We start from the raw sequence: 13,081 nt of genomic DNA, 5'->3' as shown, positions 1-13,081 counted from the left end.
AGATGCAGCGGCAAATGCAGCAATGGGTGCGGCAATGGACAAGGGCGCGGCCGCGCGCTGGCGCAAGCCCCCGCAAGGCCGGTGCAGCGGCGGAAGACGCGGCGCTGGCCCACTTGCAGGCGGCCGGTCTGCGGCTGGTGGCGCGAAATTATGAGACGCCCGGGCGCGGCGGCGGCGAAATTGACCTGATCATGCAAACGCCGGACGGCACGCTGGTTTTCGTTGAAGTGCGCCAGCGCAGCGGCAGCGCCCACGGCGGGGCGGCCGCCAGCGTCGGCGCCCTCAAGCAGCGCCGCGTGGCGCTGGCCGCGCGCCACTTTCTGCGGCGCTACGCCGCGCCGCCGCCTTGCCGCTTTGATGTGGTGGCTATCGAAGGCGGCCGCATCGAATGGTTGCAGGCCGCTTTCCACGCGCCATGAGCGTGGGGGCAAGCCCGGCAACTCAAAAAGAGGAGCAAATCTGGCCGGCAAAAATGCCGTTCAGCGCAAATTCAACTAGGACCTCATGCTATGGATTCAAGAGCTGAATCAGGCGGTGTCTTGCAGGCTTGGAATGCCTGCGCGGCGCTCTGAGGCAGACTCGCTTTTTTGCTTTTTGCTCCGCTTTCCGCCATGTCTGAACAACGCATCCAGCAGTATTTCACCGGCAGCGCCGCGCTGCTTGTCCAATGGGCCGGTTCCTTGAGCGCGCCCATTGCCGCCGCCGCGCAAACGGCGCTGGAATGCGTGACCAATGGCGGCAAAGTGCTCACCTGCGGCAGCGCTGCCGCCGCCGCTTTGGCGCAGTACGCCGCCGCCTTGCTCATGGGCGGCCTTGCGCGCGAGCGGCCCGCCCTGCCTGCCCTGGCCCTGGGGGCCGAGGCCGCCACTTTCGCCGCCCTGGCGCAGCGCAGCGAAGGCGTCGGCGCGCTGGCCGCCCAGGTGCATGCCCTGGGCCAGCCCGGCGACGCGCTGATGGTTTTCGCCCACCCGGCCAGCTCTGATCACGCCAGCCTCGCCCTGGCCGTGCAGGCCGCGCACGAGCGTGAAATGCCCGTGATCGCCATGACGGGCGAGGGCGAAGCCGCCGATGCCCTGGGCAGCTTGCTGCTGGCTGCCGATACCCATATCGCCATCGCCCATGCTCACGCCGCCAGCGTGCTGCATGCGCAGCAACTGGCGCTGCACTGCATTTGCGAAAGCCTGGATGCCCTGCTGCTGGGCGACGAGTAAGGGCCTGGCCGCGATGGGCAGCTGCGGTTTGAGCGGGCCTGGGTTCCCGGACAGGCCCGGCCCTGCTGCTGGCATGTCACGCATCTTCTTGCCGCCGCAGCAGCTTTTGCAGCGCCACTTTGTCGGCGCGGCGCTGCGCGCCGCTTTGGCGTATGTGCTTGCCTGCCGCGTTCGAGGCGCTGCGCGCAGCCAGCGCCATCGCCACGTGGTTGCGCGGCGGCGGTGCGGCCGCTGAAAGCGCCAGCGGCTGGCGCATGCGTTGCCGTTTCCTGGGATTGCCTTGCGAAGGCCCCTGAAGCCATTCGCGTGAGAGTTGCCTGGCGCTCATGGCGCACTCCATTTCAGAGCCTGTTTGCCCGCCTTGCGGGCTGCGTGTAAGTAAAAAGCGGCGGATTGTGCGGCGCGCCAGCGCCTGCGCCAAGGCGCAGGGCAATATTTCGCTCCGCTATCAATAGCAAGATGTCCTAGTGGAAACTGCGCAGGATGGCGTTTTCATGCCCCTGTATTTGCTCCTGTTTCTGATGTCTTCTGGCCGGGAGGGCCAGGCCGGGCATCCATCAGCCGCATTCAGCGCCTGCGTCCGGGGCCGCCGCGCCCGCCTTGGCGTTCACAGCCTCGGCGTTTGTTGCGGGGCGGGTTCTCAAACGTCCACTTCCACCGCGTCGCCGTGGCGCTCCATCAGCTCGCGGCGGGCGGCGGCTTCGCCTTTGCCCATCAGGCGGTTCATGTGCTCGGCGGTGGCGGCTTCGCCCAGGGGGCCGAGGCGCACGGGCATCAGGCGCCGGGTGTCGGGGTTGAGGGTGGTTTCCCAGAGCTGTTCGGCGTTCATTTCGCCCAGGCCCTTGAAGCGGCTGATGGTCCATTTGCCTTCGGGCACGCCTTCCTTGCGCAGCTTGTCGAGGGTGGCGTCCAGTTCGGCCTGATCCAGCGCGTAGAGCTTGGCGGCGGGCTTTTTGCCGCGCGCGGGCGCGTCGATGCGGAAAAGCGGCGGGCGGGCCACGAACACATGGCCCGCGTGGATGAGCGCGGGAAAGTGCCTGAAAAACAGGGTGAGCAGCAGCACCTGGATGTGCGAGCCGTCCACGTCGGCGTCAGAGAGGATGCAGACTTTGCCGTAGCGCAGGCCCGAGAGGTCGGGGGTGCCGCCCGCGCCGTGCGGGTCCACGCCCAGCGCCACGGCGATATCGTGGATTTCGGTGTTTTTGAACAGCAGGTCGCGCTCCACTTCCCAGGTGTTGAGCACTTTGCCGCGCAAGGGCAGGATGGCCTGGGTTTCCTTGTCGCGGCCCATCTTGGCGCTGCCGCCGGCGCTGTCGCCTTCGACCAGAAAGATTTCGTTGCGGGCGGTGTCGCGGCTTTCGCAGTCGGTGAGCTTGCCGGGCAGCACGGCCACGCCGCTGCCTTTGCGCTTTTCCACTTTCTGGCTGGCGCGCTGGCGCGTTTGCGCGGCGCGGATGGCCAGCTCGGCCAGGCGCTTGCCGTGCTCCACATGGGCGTTGAGCCACAGCTCCAGCGCGGGGCGCACGTAGCCGGACACCAGGCGCAGCGCGTCGCGGCTGTTCAGGCGCTCCTTGATTTGCCCCTGAAACTGCGGGTCGAGCACCTTGGCCGAGAGCACGTAGCTGGCGCGGGCGAACACGTCTTCGGGCATGAGCTTGACGCCTTTGGGCAGCAGCGCGTGCAGTTCGATGAAGTTCTTGACGGCGTGAAACAGCCCGTCGCGCAGGCCGCTGTCGTGCGTGCCGCCAGCGGGGGTGGGGATCAGGTTCACATAGCTTTCGCGCACGGGCTGGCCTTCTTCGGTAAAGGCCACGGCCCATTCGGCGCCTTCGCCTTCGGCAAAGCTGCCGTCGTCGCGGCCGGCGTGGCCCGCGCCTTCAAACACGGGAATCACGGCGTCGGCGGGCAGCGTTTGCATCAGGTAGTCGCGCAGGCCGCCCTTGTATTGCCAGCTTTGCCGCGTGCCGCGCTTTTCGTCGATGAAAGTGACGCTCACGCCGGGCATCAGCACCGCCTTGCTGCGCAGCAGGTGCGTGAGTTCGGCCAGGGGCAGCGCGGCGCTTTCAAAGTAGCGGGCGTCGGGCCACACGCGCACGGTGGTGCCTTGCTTGCGGTCGCCCGCCGCTGCGCCGCCGTCATGGGCGGGGCGCACGGTGAGCGGCTCGGCCACGTCGCCGCCCGCAAAAGCCAGGTGCGCCACTTGTCCGTCGCGCCAGATCGTGGCCTCCAGCCGGGTGGACAGCGCGTTGGTCACGCTCACGCCCACGCCGTGCAGGCCGCCGGAAAAGCTGTAAGCGCCGCCCGCGCCCTTGTCGAACTTGCCGCCCGCGTGCAGGCGCGTGAACACGAGTTCGGCCACGGGCGCGTTTTCTTCCGGGTGCAGGCCGAAAGGAATGCCGCGCCCGTCGTCTTCCACGCTGACCGAGCCGTCGGCGTGCAGCGTGAGCTTGATGCGCTTGCAAAAGCCGGCCAGGGCCTCGTCGGCGGCGTTGTCAATCACTTCCTGAATGATGTGCAGCGGCGTGTCGGTGCGCGTGTACATGCCGGGGCGCTGCCGGACAGGCTCCAGCCCCTTGAGCACGCGGATGGAGCTTTCGGCATAGGCGGGTGTGGACATGGCGTGAAGGTGTTGCGGTGGCGAAAAAAGAAAGCCCGCCACGGCGGCGGGCGGGCATGAAGAACGGGCGGGCCGGCATGCAGGCAGCTTGGCAGGCCGCTTATTTGGCGATGCGCCAGCCTTCCTTGCTCTGGCTGTCCTTGAGCAGCAGCACGCGGCCCATGTTGGCGAAATAGCTGTTGCCGCCGCGCGTGGCGGCCATCATCACGCTGCCATCGGGAAAGCTGGCGGAAAACATTTCGGCCACTTTTTTGTCGGGCGAAAACAGCACATACACGGCCAGCGCGGGGTTGTCAGGGTCAGTCAGGCGGATGTCGGCCACGTCAAACACCTGCACGCAGGCCTTGCGCAGCTTGGACCACGTTTGCCCGGCCGAAGGCAGACAGTCGCTTGGGTCGCGCCCGCTGCCCGCCAGCGGCGCGGCTGGCGCCAGGTCTGCCTTGGCCACGGCTGGGGAATTGGCCTGGGCCTGGGCCTGGGCCTCGGCCCCGGAGCCAGTTGAAGAGGCGGCCTTCGGGGCCGTGGCGCCGCAGCCAGCCAGCAGGGCCGCCACGGCAGCCAGCGCCATCAAGCGTTTGTGAGACATGGGAACGCTCCTTTTCAAAAGAAAGCGGCGGATTTTATCTGCGCGCAGGTGCGGCGCGCGCCGCCAAAATCGCCTCGAAAACGCCTCGAAAACCGCAGTCAAGGCAGCCGGAATTTCCATTTGTTTCATGAAGCAGATAATCGACGGCGCGTTCATTGAACAAAGCGGCGCATTCAGCGTATCCGGCAAATCTTTCCCGGGCTTCCGAGAGCGTCCGTCTGCAAAAGACAGCCGGGAAGAAACGGCCGGATCATGCGGAAAACAAGCAGGCGGAAGAAAGAATGCCAGCCCGGGCGGTATTTTCCAAAGCAAGGCCGAATTCCTCATGGCGGCGCAATGGCGCCGCAAATGAAATTCACGCCGCCTGATATTGGTGAATATCCAATTCAATCTGCATCATGAAGCCCATTGCTTCATGACTCTGGCGGGCCTGCCTGGCCGCCGCCGTTTGCCGCTATGCTTTTGCCCGCCCTTGCCCGCCCGCCCTTGCCATGAACGCCCCTGCCGCGCTGCGCCGCCTGCCTCTTTATCTGGACTTGATCCGCTGGAACCGGCCTGCGGGCTGGCTGCTGCTGCTGTGGCCCACGCTCGGGGCGCTGTGGCTGGCGGCGGGAGGCTTTCCGGGCTGGCACCTGCTGGCGGTGTTCACGCTGGGCACCATCCTCATGCGCAGCGCGGGCTGCTGCGTCAATGACGTGGCCGACCGCGAGTTTGACCGGCACGTCAAGCGCACGGCGCAGCGCCCCGTGACCAGCGGGCGCATGCGCGCACGCGAGGCGCTGGCCGTGGGCGCGGCGCTGGCGCTGGCGGCGTTCGCGCTGGCGCTGACGACGAACGCCGCCGTGGTCAGATGGTCTTTCGGCGCGCTGGCCATCACGCTGGCCTACCCCTACGCCAAGCGTTTCGTGGCCATGCCGCAGGCCGTGCTGGGCGTGGCCTTCGGCTTTGGCATTCCCATGGCCTATGCCGCCACGCAAGGGCAGGTGCCGCCGCTGGCCTGGGCGCTGATGGCGGGCAACCTGTGCTGGGTGCTGGCGTATGACACCGAATACGCCATGGTGGACCGCGACGATGACCTGAAGATAGGCATCAAGACCTCCGCCATCACCCTGGGGCAGCGGGACGTGGCGGCCATCATGGTTTTCTACTTGCTCTACCTGGCCATCTGGGGCGCGGCGCTGGCGCTGGCGGCGCCGCCCGCCGTGACAGCGCTGACGCTGGCGGCGGCCCTGGCGCAAGTGGCCTGGCACTACACGCTGATTCGCGCCCGCGAGCGCGGCGGATGCTTTCGCGCCTTCAGCGCCAACCACTGGCTGGGCCTGACGCTGTTCGCGGGCCTGGCGGTCGGGCTGGCCGTCCGGCCGGCGTCCTGAGCGCGAGCGCGCTCCCGGCCATAAAGCCCAAAAAGCGAACGAGCAAAAGCCGCAGGCTGCGCGAACGCAACGAGACAGCAAGCCGTCATGAACGGGATATTTGCTCTTTTATTCATAGCATGAGGTCCTAGAAGAACGTGCGCTGGCTGGTGTTTTGAACCCCTTATATTTGCTCCTGATTTTGCTGCTTTTGCCTGGGCGGGCGGTGTCATCCAAAACGCCTGCCTTGGTTGGCGGATTGACGCCCGGCACGCTCTCACGGTCAGGCGATGGAAAGATCTTGAGACACACGGACTGCCCGCAGCCTGGCTGCCACCTGGCCACCTAAAATCCGGCGCTTGAGTTCAAGGAGAAACTTGCTATGGGTACCTTTTCAATTTGGCACTGGCTGATCGTGCTGCTCATCGTGGTGATGGTGTTCGGCACCAAAAAGCTCAAGAACATTGGCACCGATCTGGGCAGCGCCGTCAAGGGCTTCAAGGAAGGCATGAAAGAAGCCTCGGCAGACGAGGCGCAGCAGCCTGCCGCCGGGCAAGTGACCAACGCCGCCAGCAAGGCGTCCGCCGACGCGATTGACGTGCAGGCCAAGGAAAAAAGCTGACCGCCGCTTTGGCCCTGTTGCCTTGTTGATTTGCAAGCATGCTTGACCTCGGCATTTCCAAAATGGCGCTCATTGGTGCGGTGGCGCTGGTTGTCATCGGCCCCGAAAAGCTGCCACGCGTGGCCCGCACCGTAGGCGCGCTGCTCGGGCGGGCGCAGCGCTATGTGGCTGACGTGAAAAGCGAAGTCAATCGCGCGATGGACCTGGAAGAACTCAAGAAGATGAAAGAGTCCGTCGAGCAGGCGGGCCGTGAGGTTGAGCAGTCCATCCACAAGGCGCAAGCCGAAATGGATGCCCAGTGGCGCAGCACGAAGGCCGCGCTGCAAGGGGCAGGCCACGCGCCAGACGCGCATGCCGCAGGCGGCAGCGACGAAGAAGACGCCTGGCCGCCGCCGCAGTATCGGCACCCCGGCAAGAAATGGCGCCTCCGGCGCAGCGCCACGCCGCAATGGTTCAAGGCGCGCGCGGGCGTGCGGCGGCAAGTGCAATCGGGCGCGGCGCGCATGGTGCGCTACCGCCCGAAAAAGCGGTGACGCACCGGGCGATTCAGCCGGACGGTCCGACCAGTCCAAACCGATTCAAGAGGCGGCCCTGATGCCGCCTTCGCTTTCATGAACCAGGCCAACAAACCCGATCCTGATGCGCCAGAAGACGAGCTGGCGGGCACTGAGCAGCCCTTCGTGGCGCACCTGATGGAGCTGCGCAGCCGGCTGGTCAAGTCGGCTCTGGCGGTAATTGCGGTGGCCATCGTTCTGGGCTTTTTCCCCGGCGCCAAGGCGCTGTATGACTGGCTGGCCGCGCCGCTGGTGGCGCACTTGCCGCAGGGCGCGACGATGATCGCCACCTCTGTCATTTCGCCCTTCATGGTGCCGCTGAAAATTTTGCTGATGACGGCTTTTCTGGCGGCGCTGCCCGTGGTGCTGTATCAGGCTTGGGCCTTTGTCGCGCCGGGGCTTTATTCGCATGAAAAGCGGCTGGTGCTGCCGCTGGTGGTTTCCAGCACGCTGCTGTTTTTTGCGGGCGTGGCGTTTTGCTACTACGTGGTGTTTGGCACGGTGTTCGCCACCATTCAGAAGCTCGCGCCGGCCAGCATCACGGCCGCGCCCGACATCGAGGCCTATCTGAGTTTTGTGCTCACCATGTTCATGGCTTTCGGGCTGACATTTGAGGTGCCCATCGTCGTGGTGGTGCTGGTGCGCCTGGGCGTGGTGTCGGTGGCGCAGATTCGCAGCTTCCGGCGCTATTTCATCGTGCTGTCTTTCATCATCGCCGCCATTGCCACGCCGCCCGATGTGGTGTCGCAGCTGGCCCTGGCCGTGCCCATGTGCCTGCTCTACGAGCTGGGCCTGTGGGTGGCCCGCCTGATTGCGCCCAAGAGCGAGGAAAACGCCGACGCGGGCGAATCTGCAGAGCGCTTGCCTGCGCAAACCCCGGAATGAGGCTCTTCCGTCTTGCCCCGGGCAGATCGGAGCGAGCGGTGTGCGTCAAAAACAGGAGCAAATTCAAGGGTTGTGAAAACCGCGCTTGCGCAGATTCCACTAGGACATCATGCTATGAATACGGGAGCATGAATGCGGCCTTGGTTGCGCCGCTGGCAGCGCGTGTGTTTGCAAGCTGCTTGCGTTCAGGGGCTGAGCTGAAACCCGTCGATACAATCCGCCAGCCTCGCAGGCAGCTCTGATGCAGGGCGCTGGCTTTCAGCCTGCGGGAAGCGTCTCTTTCAGGCTCTACCCAAGGAATCCAGCCCATGCAACCCTGGCAGCAGAACTACGACGCGGCGGGCAATATCTGGCTTTCAGCCCTGGCCGCGCTCATTCCCATCATTTTTTTCTTTCTGGCGCTGACCCGCTTGCGCATGAAAGGCTATGTGGCCGGCACGGCGGTGGTGCTGCTGGCGCTGGGCGTGGCGCTGTTTTTCTATCAAATGCCGCTGGCCTCGGCGCTGGCGGCGGCGGTGTATGGCTTTTTCTACGGGCTGTGGCCGATTGCCTGGGTGATTTTTGGCGCGGTGTTTCTCTACAAGGTGTCGGTCAAGACGGGGCAGTTCGACATCATCCGCGCCTCCATCCTCTCCATCACGCAAGACCAGCGGCTTCAGCTCATTTTGGTGGGCTTTTGCCTGGGCGCGTTTCTGGAAGGAGCGGCGGGCTTTGGCGCGCCGGTGGCCATTACGGCGGCGCTGCTGGTGGGGCTGGGCTTTCAGCCGGTGTATGCGGCGGGGCTGTGCCTGATTGCGAATACGGCGCCGGTGGCATTTGGCGCGATGGGCATTCCCATCACGGTGGCGGCCGAGGTGTCGGGGCTGAGCGCCCTGTCCATAGGCCGGGTGGCGGGCACGCAGCTTTCGCTCATCATCATTCCGGTGCTGCTGTGGGTGATGTTCATCATGGACGGCTGGCGCGGCGTGCGACAGACCTGGCCGGCCGTGCTGGTGGCGGGCAGCTCGTTTGCCGTGACGCAGTTTCTGACGGCCTGGCTCATCGGGCCGGAGCTGCCCAATATCACTTCGTCCATCGTGTCGCTGGTGGCGCTGACGGTGTTTCTGAAAAAGTGGCAGCCCGCTTATATCTTCCGCTTTGAAAACGGGGCAGGCGGCGGGCAGGCGCAGGGCGCAAGCGCCGCGCAGGCGCCGCTGACCACGGGGGCCATCATCAAGGCGTGGTCGCCTTTCATTTTTCTGACGGTGATGGTCACCCTCTGGAGCCTGGAGCCGTTCAAGGCGCTGTTTGCCGCTGGCGGCGCGCTGCAAGGCTGGGTCATCAAAATTCCCGTGCCCATGCTGGATCAGCTGGTGCAGAAGATGCCGCCCGTGGCGGCCGTGCCCACGGCCTACGGCGCGGTGTATGTCTTCAACTGGTTTTCCGCCGTGGGCACGGCCATCGTGCTGGCGGCAGTCATCAGCATCATCTTCCTGCGCCTCAAGCCGGCGGCGGCCTGGCAGACGGCGGGCGAAACCTTGCGCGAGCTGCGCTTGCCCATTTACTCCATCGGCATGGTGCTGGCCTTTGCCTTCGTGGCCAACTATTCGGGCCTGTCGGCCACGCTGGCGCTGGCGCTGGCGCATACGGGCAAGGCGTTTTCCTTTTTCTCGCCCTTTCTGGGCTGGGTGGGCGTGTTTCTGACCGGCTCCGACACATCGGCCAACGCCTTGTTTGGCGCTTTGCAGGCCACCACCGCGCAGCAGCTGGGCCTGCCTGAAGTGCTGACCGTGGCGGCCAACACCACGGGCGGCGTGACGGGCAAGATGATTTCGCCGCAGTCCATTGCCATTGCCACGGCGGCCGTGGGCCTGGCGGGCAGGGAGTCGGATCTGTTTCGCTTCACCGTCAGGCACAGCCTGATGTTCGCGGCGGTAATCGGCGTTCTCACTACGCTGCAAGCCCATGTATTGACCTGGACCCTTCCGGGAAACTGAATTTGAAAGCCGGAAACCGAAAGAGGAAAAACACCATGATCATTTCATCCACCACCGACTACCGCGAAGCGGCCCGCCGCCGCCTGCCGCCTTTTTTGTTTCACTACATCGACGGCGGCGCGTATGCCGAGCACACGCTGGGGCGCAATGTGGCCGAGCTGGCGCACGTGGCCTTGCGCCAGCGCGTGCTGCAAAAAGACATGTCCAACCTGGAGCTGGGCATCGAGCTGTTCGGTGAAAAACTCTCCATGCCCGTGGCGCTCTCGCCCGTGGGGCTGACGGGCATGTATGCCCGCCGGGGCGAAGTGCAGGCTGCCCGCGCAGCCGAGAAAAGGGGCGTGCCCTTCACCATGTCCAGCGTGTCGGTGTGCCCGATTGAGGAAGTGGTGCCCGCCATCAGGCGGCCCATGTGGTTTCAGCTTTACGTGCTCAAGGATCGCGGCTTCATGAAAAACGTGCTGGAGCGCGCCAAGGCGGCCGGCTGCTCCACGCTGGTTTTCACCGTGGACATGCCCACGCCCGGCGCGCGCTACCGCGACGCGCACTCGGGCATGAGCGGCCCCTACGCCGCCTTGCGCCGCTACCTGCAAGCCGTGCTGCACCCGCAGTGGGCGTGGGATGTGGGCGTGCAAGGCCGCCCGCACGATCTGGGCAACATCTCCACCTACAAGGGCCACGCCGTGGCGCTGGAAGACTACATCGGCTACCTCACCGCCAACTTCGACCCGTCCATTTGCTGGAAAGACCTGGAATGGATTCGGGAGTTCTGGACGGGGCCGATGGTGGTCAAAGGCATTTTGGACCCCGAAGACGCGCGCGAAGCCGTGCGCTTTGGCGCAGACGGCATCATCGTCTCCAACCACGGCGGCCGCCAGCTGGACGGCGTGCTCTCCACCGCCCGCGCCTTGCCCGTCATTGCCGATGCCGTCAAAGGCCAAATCAAAATTCTGGTTGACAGCGGCATCCGCACCGGGCTGGATGTGGTGCGCATGCTGGCCCTGGGCGCTGACTGCACCATGATTGGCCGCGCCTACATCTACGCCCTGGCCGCCGCAGGCGAAGCGGGCGTGGAAAACCTGCTGACGCTGATGGAAAAAGAAATGCGCGTGGCCATGACGCTCACCGGCGCACGCACCATTGCCGACATCACGCCCAGCTCACTCGTGCCGGAAAGCGACTGAAGGCAGGCTTCGCATCTACAGCACCCGCAAGAACGTCGCAGATGCGGCCTGCTTGCGCGCCGCCGCGCTCATCTTGGCTCTGGCGCGCCAGATAGATATCGTCAGCCAGGCGAGGGGCCGGGCAGCCCGTTCAGGCGGAAGCGGAAAAGCGGGGTTGGCCCTTGCCGGGTCTGCCAGCAGCTGCGGTTCAGGGCCAAAAACGCCGCAAGTCCTAGTGGAATCAGCGCAAGCAGCTATCTTTTTCATAGTGAACATGCTCTTGGAATTTCTCTTGATGGCGCTGGCTGACGCACTGCGCGCCCGCCGCTGGATGCTGGCTACGGCGGAAAGCTGCACGGGCGGCCTGATCGCAGGCGCTTGCACGGAAATGGCCGGCTCCAGCGAGTGGTTCGAGCGAGGCTTTGTGACCTATAGCAACGCCGCCAAGAGCGAATTGCTGGGCGTGCCTGCCAGCCTGATTGCCCGGCACGGCGCTGTCAGTGAACCCGTGGCGCGCGCGATGGCTGCCGGAGCGCTGGCGCATTCACATGCGCAAGTGAGCGTGGCGGTGACAGGCATCGCCGGGCCGGGCGGCGGCAGCCTTGAAAAGCCGGTGGGCACCGTGTGGCTGGGCTGGCAGGTGAAGGATGCGGGCTTTGCGCAGCGCTGCCACTTCAGCGGCGGCCGGCATGCCGTGCGCGCTGCCACTGTGACGCACGCGCTGCAAGGCGTGCTGGATCGGCTGCGCCAGGAGCCGTCTTCATGACTGGGGCGCACTGAAAAGAACAGGACGCTGCACCACGGCGGCCAGTTGCTGGCGATCGCGGGCGTTTTTCCAGCGCCAGGCCCAATTGCCTTCCAGCGCCCACGGTCCCAGTGTGACGATGGCGCGCCGCGCGCCGCTTTGCATCGTGCGAATCTTGGGCGCGAAAGGCACATTTTTCAGTGATCCGCCAAACAGCGTGGCGTGCAAATTGGCTTCTAGCGCAGGGCCAGCTTCAGTGGGAGCGTCGTACGGCACCACGAAGATCTGACTGTGGCTTTCGCTTTGCAGCCGCCGGTTCAGAGCGACTTGTCCATCTTCCAGCAGCTTGACGCCACTGTCTTGCAGCCATGCGGGCGTATCGGACTCCAAGGCAAGCAAAGGCGCGTCGCACACCAGTGCCGCGCCGCTTTCCAGTTGCAAGCTCTTGGCGGAAAAAGAAACACACACTTCGTGCAACACCGTGATGTTCAGCGCCTTGAGCCGAGCCAAAGCGCATTTGCGCAAGGCTGGAGGCGCGTCTTGCATCACCGGCGCGCCATTGGTGAGCAGCGTAACGCGGCTTCCGTGTGGCGCGGCCAGCATTTCAGCGGCGGCCAATGCCAGTTCCACGCTGAATTTGTTGTGCCCAATCACCGCAATCTGCAAGGGACGCTTTTGCGCCAGCGCCAATAATTGAGGCCATAGTTCCAGGAAGACGTAGCGCGGATAGGCGAACATGGCATTGGCGCGCACGCCTGGCATCAGCTTGTCCAGCCGCGCACGATCCAACTCAGGCTCTGCATTCAAAGACAGCGCGTCGTAAGGCAGGATCTCGCCACTGGCCAAATGAAGACACTGCGCCTGCGGATCCAGCGCCTGCACAAGATCAGGCACATAACCAATACCGCTGCCATCCAGCAGATGTTTCAGCGGAATCACAAAGTCTTCCAACGCCTTCTCGCCCAGGAGATGACCCGCCAACATGGCTTCATCCAGATAGTTCAGCTGAGGCGCTACCAATGTGACGGCCAAGCCGCCAATGCCTTGCGCCACCAGCTTCTTGAGCACGCTCATGTTGGCGCGCCCCGTGCCCAGCAAAACCAAGTGTTTGCGTGAAGGAATGTCAGTCATTCAGGCAGTGTAGCGGCTGGAGAGACGCAAAAAGAAGGCGTGCGCTTGCGAACTCGAAAAAACTTGTGTATAGTTCGCCTTTTCGTCGCAACCGTTCTGCTGGTTGCGAAGCACAAATGAAGTAGCAAAAAGTTCTGCACTACTTCAAACTTGTGCTATACTTAATAGCTTCGCTGATCGCAGCGAATCCGGCTGAGGGGACTGAACAAAGCCGGGGTTTGATGGTCTTTAAAAAGAAGCAG

13 protein-coding genes and 2 pseudogenes are annotated in these 13,081 nt (G+C 64.6%); 11 read left to right on the top strand and 4 right to left on the bottom strand.

Annotated features, from left to right (window positions below):
* Positions 1-14 precede the first annotated feature (14 nt).
* Both QB898_RS01325 and QB898_RS01320 read left to right on the top strand, forming a co-directional pair.
* Complete coding sequence (locus tag QB898_RS01325) at positions 15-419, top strand: YraN family protein (protein ID WP_279523631.1); 405 nt, start codon at positions 15-17, stop codon at positions 417-419.
* A gap of 192 nt (positions 420-611) precedes the next feature.
* On the top strand, positions 612-1,211 hold the full coding sequence (locus QB898_RS01320) for an SIS domain-containing protein (protein ID WP_102283328.1): 600 nt from the start codon (positions 612-614) through the stop codon (positions 1,209-1,211).
* A gap of 76 nt (positions 1,212-1,287) precedes the next feature.
* Here QB898_RS01320 and QB898_RS01315 read toward each other — a convergent pair whose 3' ends face one another.
* The 3 genes from QB898_RS01315 to QB898_RS01305 form a co-directional block, all read right to left on the bottom strand.
* Entirely contained in the window at positions 1,288-1,539 is a 252-nt protein-coding gene (locus QB898_RS01315) for a hypothetical protein (RefSeq protein WP_050716497.1), read from the bottom strand.
* Positions 1,540-1,851: 312 nt separating this feature from the next.
* On the bottom strand, positions 1,852-3,828 hold the full coding sequence (locus tag QB898_RS01310; protein ID WP_279523497.1) for a DNA topoisomerase IV subunit B: 1,977 nt from the start codon (positions 3,826-3,828) through the stop codon (positions 1,852-1,854).
* Between the two features lie 100 nt (positions 3,829-3,928).
* Positions 3,929-4,414, bottom strand: a complete 486-nt coding sequence (locus tag QB898_RS01305) for a hypothetical protein (RefSeq protein ID WP_279523496.1) — start codon at positions 4,412-4,414, stop codon at positions 3,929-3,931.
* Here QB898_RS01305 and QB898_RS01300 point away from each other — a divergent pair.
* From QB898_RS01300 to QB898_RS01265, 9 genes and pseudogenes are all read left to right on the top strand, one after another.
* Complete coding sequence (locus QB898_RS01300) at positions 4,413-4,766, top strand: hypothetical protein (protein WP_279523495.1); 354 nt, start codon at positions 4,413-4,415, stop codon at positions 4,764-4,766. The two genes, QB898_RS01305 and QB898_RS01300, sit on opposite strands and share 2 nt — an antisense overlap.
* Before the next feature lie 139 nt (positions 4,767-4,905).
* Complete coding sequence (gene ubiA / locus QB898_RS01295; protein ID WP_102283325.1) at positions 4,906-5,787, top strand: 4-hydroxybenzoate octaprenyltransferase; 882 nt, start codon at positions 4,906-4,908, stop codon at positions 5,785-5,787.
* 361 nt (positions 5,788-6,148) lie between these two features.
* On the top strand, positions 6,149-6,388 hold the full coding sequence (tatA, locus tag QB898_RS01290) for a Sec-independent protein translocase subunit TatA (protein WP_050715476.1): 240 nt from the start codon (positions 6,149-6,151) through the stop codon (positions 6,386-6,388).
* 38 nt (positions 6,389-6,426) lie between these two features.
* A pseudogene (gene tatB, locus QB898_RS13375) lies at positions 6,427-6,661 on the top strand (Sec-independent protein translocase protein TatB); the annotation flags it as partial.
* A gap of 119 nt (positions 6,662-6,780) precedes the next feature.
* A pseudogene (gene tatB, locus QB898_RS13370) lies at positions 6,781-6,921 on the top strand (Sec-independent protein translocase protein TatB); the annotation flags it as partial.
* Positions 6,922-6,999: 78 nt separating this feature from the next.
* Positions 7,000-7,827 carry a twin-arginine translocase subunit TatC gene (tatC, locus tag QB898_RS01280; RefSeq protein ID WP_102283323.1) on the top strand — a complete coding sequence of 276 codons (828 nt, stop codon included), beginning with the start codon at positions 7,000-7,002 and terminating at the stop codon, positions 7,825-7,827.
* Between the two features lie 308 nt (positions 7,828-8,135).
* A complete protein-coding gene (gene lldP / locus QB898_RS01275) occupies positions 8,136-9,803 on the top strand; it encodes an L-lactate permease (protein ID WP_279523493.1) in 1,668 nt (555 codons plus the stop codon).
* Positions 9,804-9,838: 35 nt separating this feature from the next.
* Positions 9,839-10,984, top strand: coding sequence for an FMN-dependent L-lactate dehydrogenase LldD (lldD, locus tag QB898_RS01270; RefSeq protein WP_279523492.1), 1,146 nt, complete (start codon positions 9,839-9,841; stop codon positions 10,982-10,984).
* 253 nt (positions 10,985-11,237) lie between these two features.
* Positions 11,238-11,729, top strand: coding sequence for a CinA family protein (locus QB898_RS01265; RefSeq protein ID WP_428982712.1), 492 nt, complete (start codon positions 11,238-11,240; stop codon positions 11,727-11,729).
* Here QB898_RS01265 and QB898_RS01260 read toward each other — a convergent pair.
* On the bottom strand, positions 11,724-12,839 hold the full coding sequence (locus tag QB898_RS01260) for an NAD(P)/FAD-dependent oxidoreductase (RefSeq protein WP_279523491.1): 1,116 nt from the start codon (positions 12,837-12,839) through the stop codon (positions 11,724-11,726). The genes QB898_RS01265 and QB898_RS01260 overlap by 6 nt on opposite strands.
* Positions 12,840-13,081: the final 242 nt, after the last annotated feature.

The sequence above is a fragment of the Ottowia cancrivicina genome, assembly GCF_029813755.1.
In the GTDB taxonomy this organism is placed as follows: Bacteria; Pseudomonadota; Gammaproteobacteria; order Burkholderiales; family Burkholderiaceae_C; genus Ottowia; species Ottowia massiliensis.
Note: the sequence above shows the minus strand (reverse complement) of the source record. Positions and strands in the feature narration are given on the sequence as shown.

Coding starts and splice junctions, on each gene's coding strand:
- QB898_RS01325 (WP_279523631.1), top strand. CDS start 15: ATGCAGCAATGGGTGCGGCAATGGACAAGGGCGCGGCCGCGCGCTGGC.
- QB898_RS01320 (WP_102283328.1), top strand. CDS start 612: ATGTCTGAACAACGCATCCAGCAGTATTTCACCGGCAGCGCCGCGCTG.
- QB898_RS01315 (WP_050716497.1), bottom strand. CDS start 1,539: ATGAGCGCCAGGCAACTCTCACGCGAATGGCTTCAGGGGCCTTCGCAA.
- QB898_RS01310 (WP_279523497.1), bottom strand. CDS start 3,828: ATGTCCACACCCGCCTATGCCGAAAGCTCCATCCGCGTGCTCAAGGGG.
- QB898_RS01300 (WP_279523495.1), top strand. CDS start 4,413: ATGGGAACGCTCCTTTTCAAAAGAAAGCGGCGGATTTTATCTGCGCGC.
- QB898_RS01305 (WP_279523496.1), bottom strand. CDS start 4,414: ATGTCTCACAAACGCTTGATGGCGCTGGCTGCCGTGGCGGCCCTGCTG.
- ubiA (WP_102283325.1), top strand. CDS start 4,906: ATGAACGCCCCTGCCGCGCTGCGCCGCCTGCCTCTTTATCTGGACTTG.
- tatA (WP_050715476.1), top strand. CDS start 6,149: ATGGGTACCTTTTCAATTTGGCACTGGCTGATCGTGCTGCTCATCGTG.
- tatC (WP_102283323.1), top strand. CDS start 7,000: ATGAACCAGGCCAACAAACCCGATCCTGATGCGCCAGAAGACGAGCTG.
- lldP (WP_279523493.1), top strand. CDS start 8,136: ATGCAACCCTGGCAGCAGAACTACGACGCGGCGGGCAATATCTGGCTT.
- lldD (WP_279523492.1), top strand. CDS start 9,839: ATGATCATTTCATCCACCACCGACTACCGCGAAGCGGCCCGCCGCCGC.
- QB898_RS01265 (WP_428982712.1), top strand. CDS start 11,238: ATGCTCTTGGAATTTCTCTTGATGGCGCTGGCTGACGCACTGCGCGCC.
- QB898_RS01260 (WP_279523491.1), bottom strand. CDS start 12,839: ATGACTGACATTCCTTCACGCAAACACTTGGTTTTGCTGGGCACGGGG.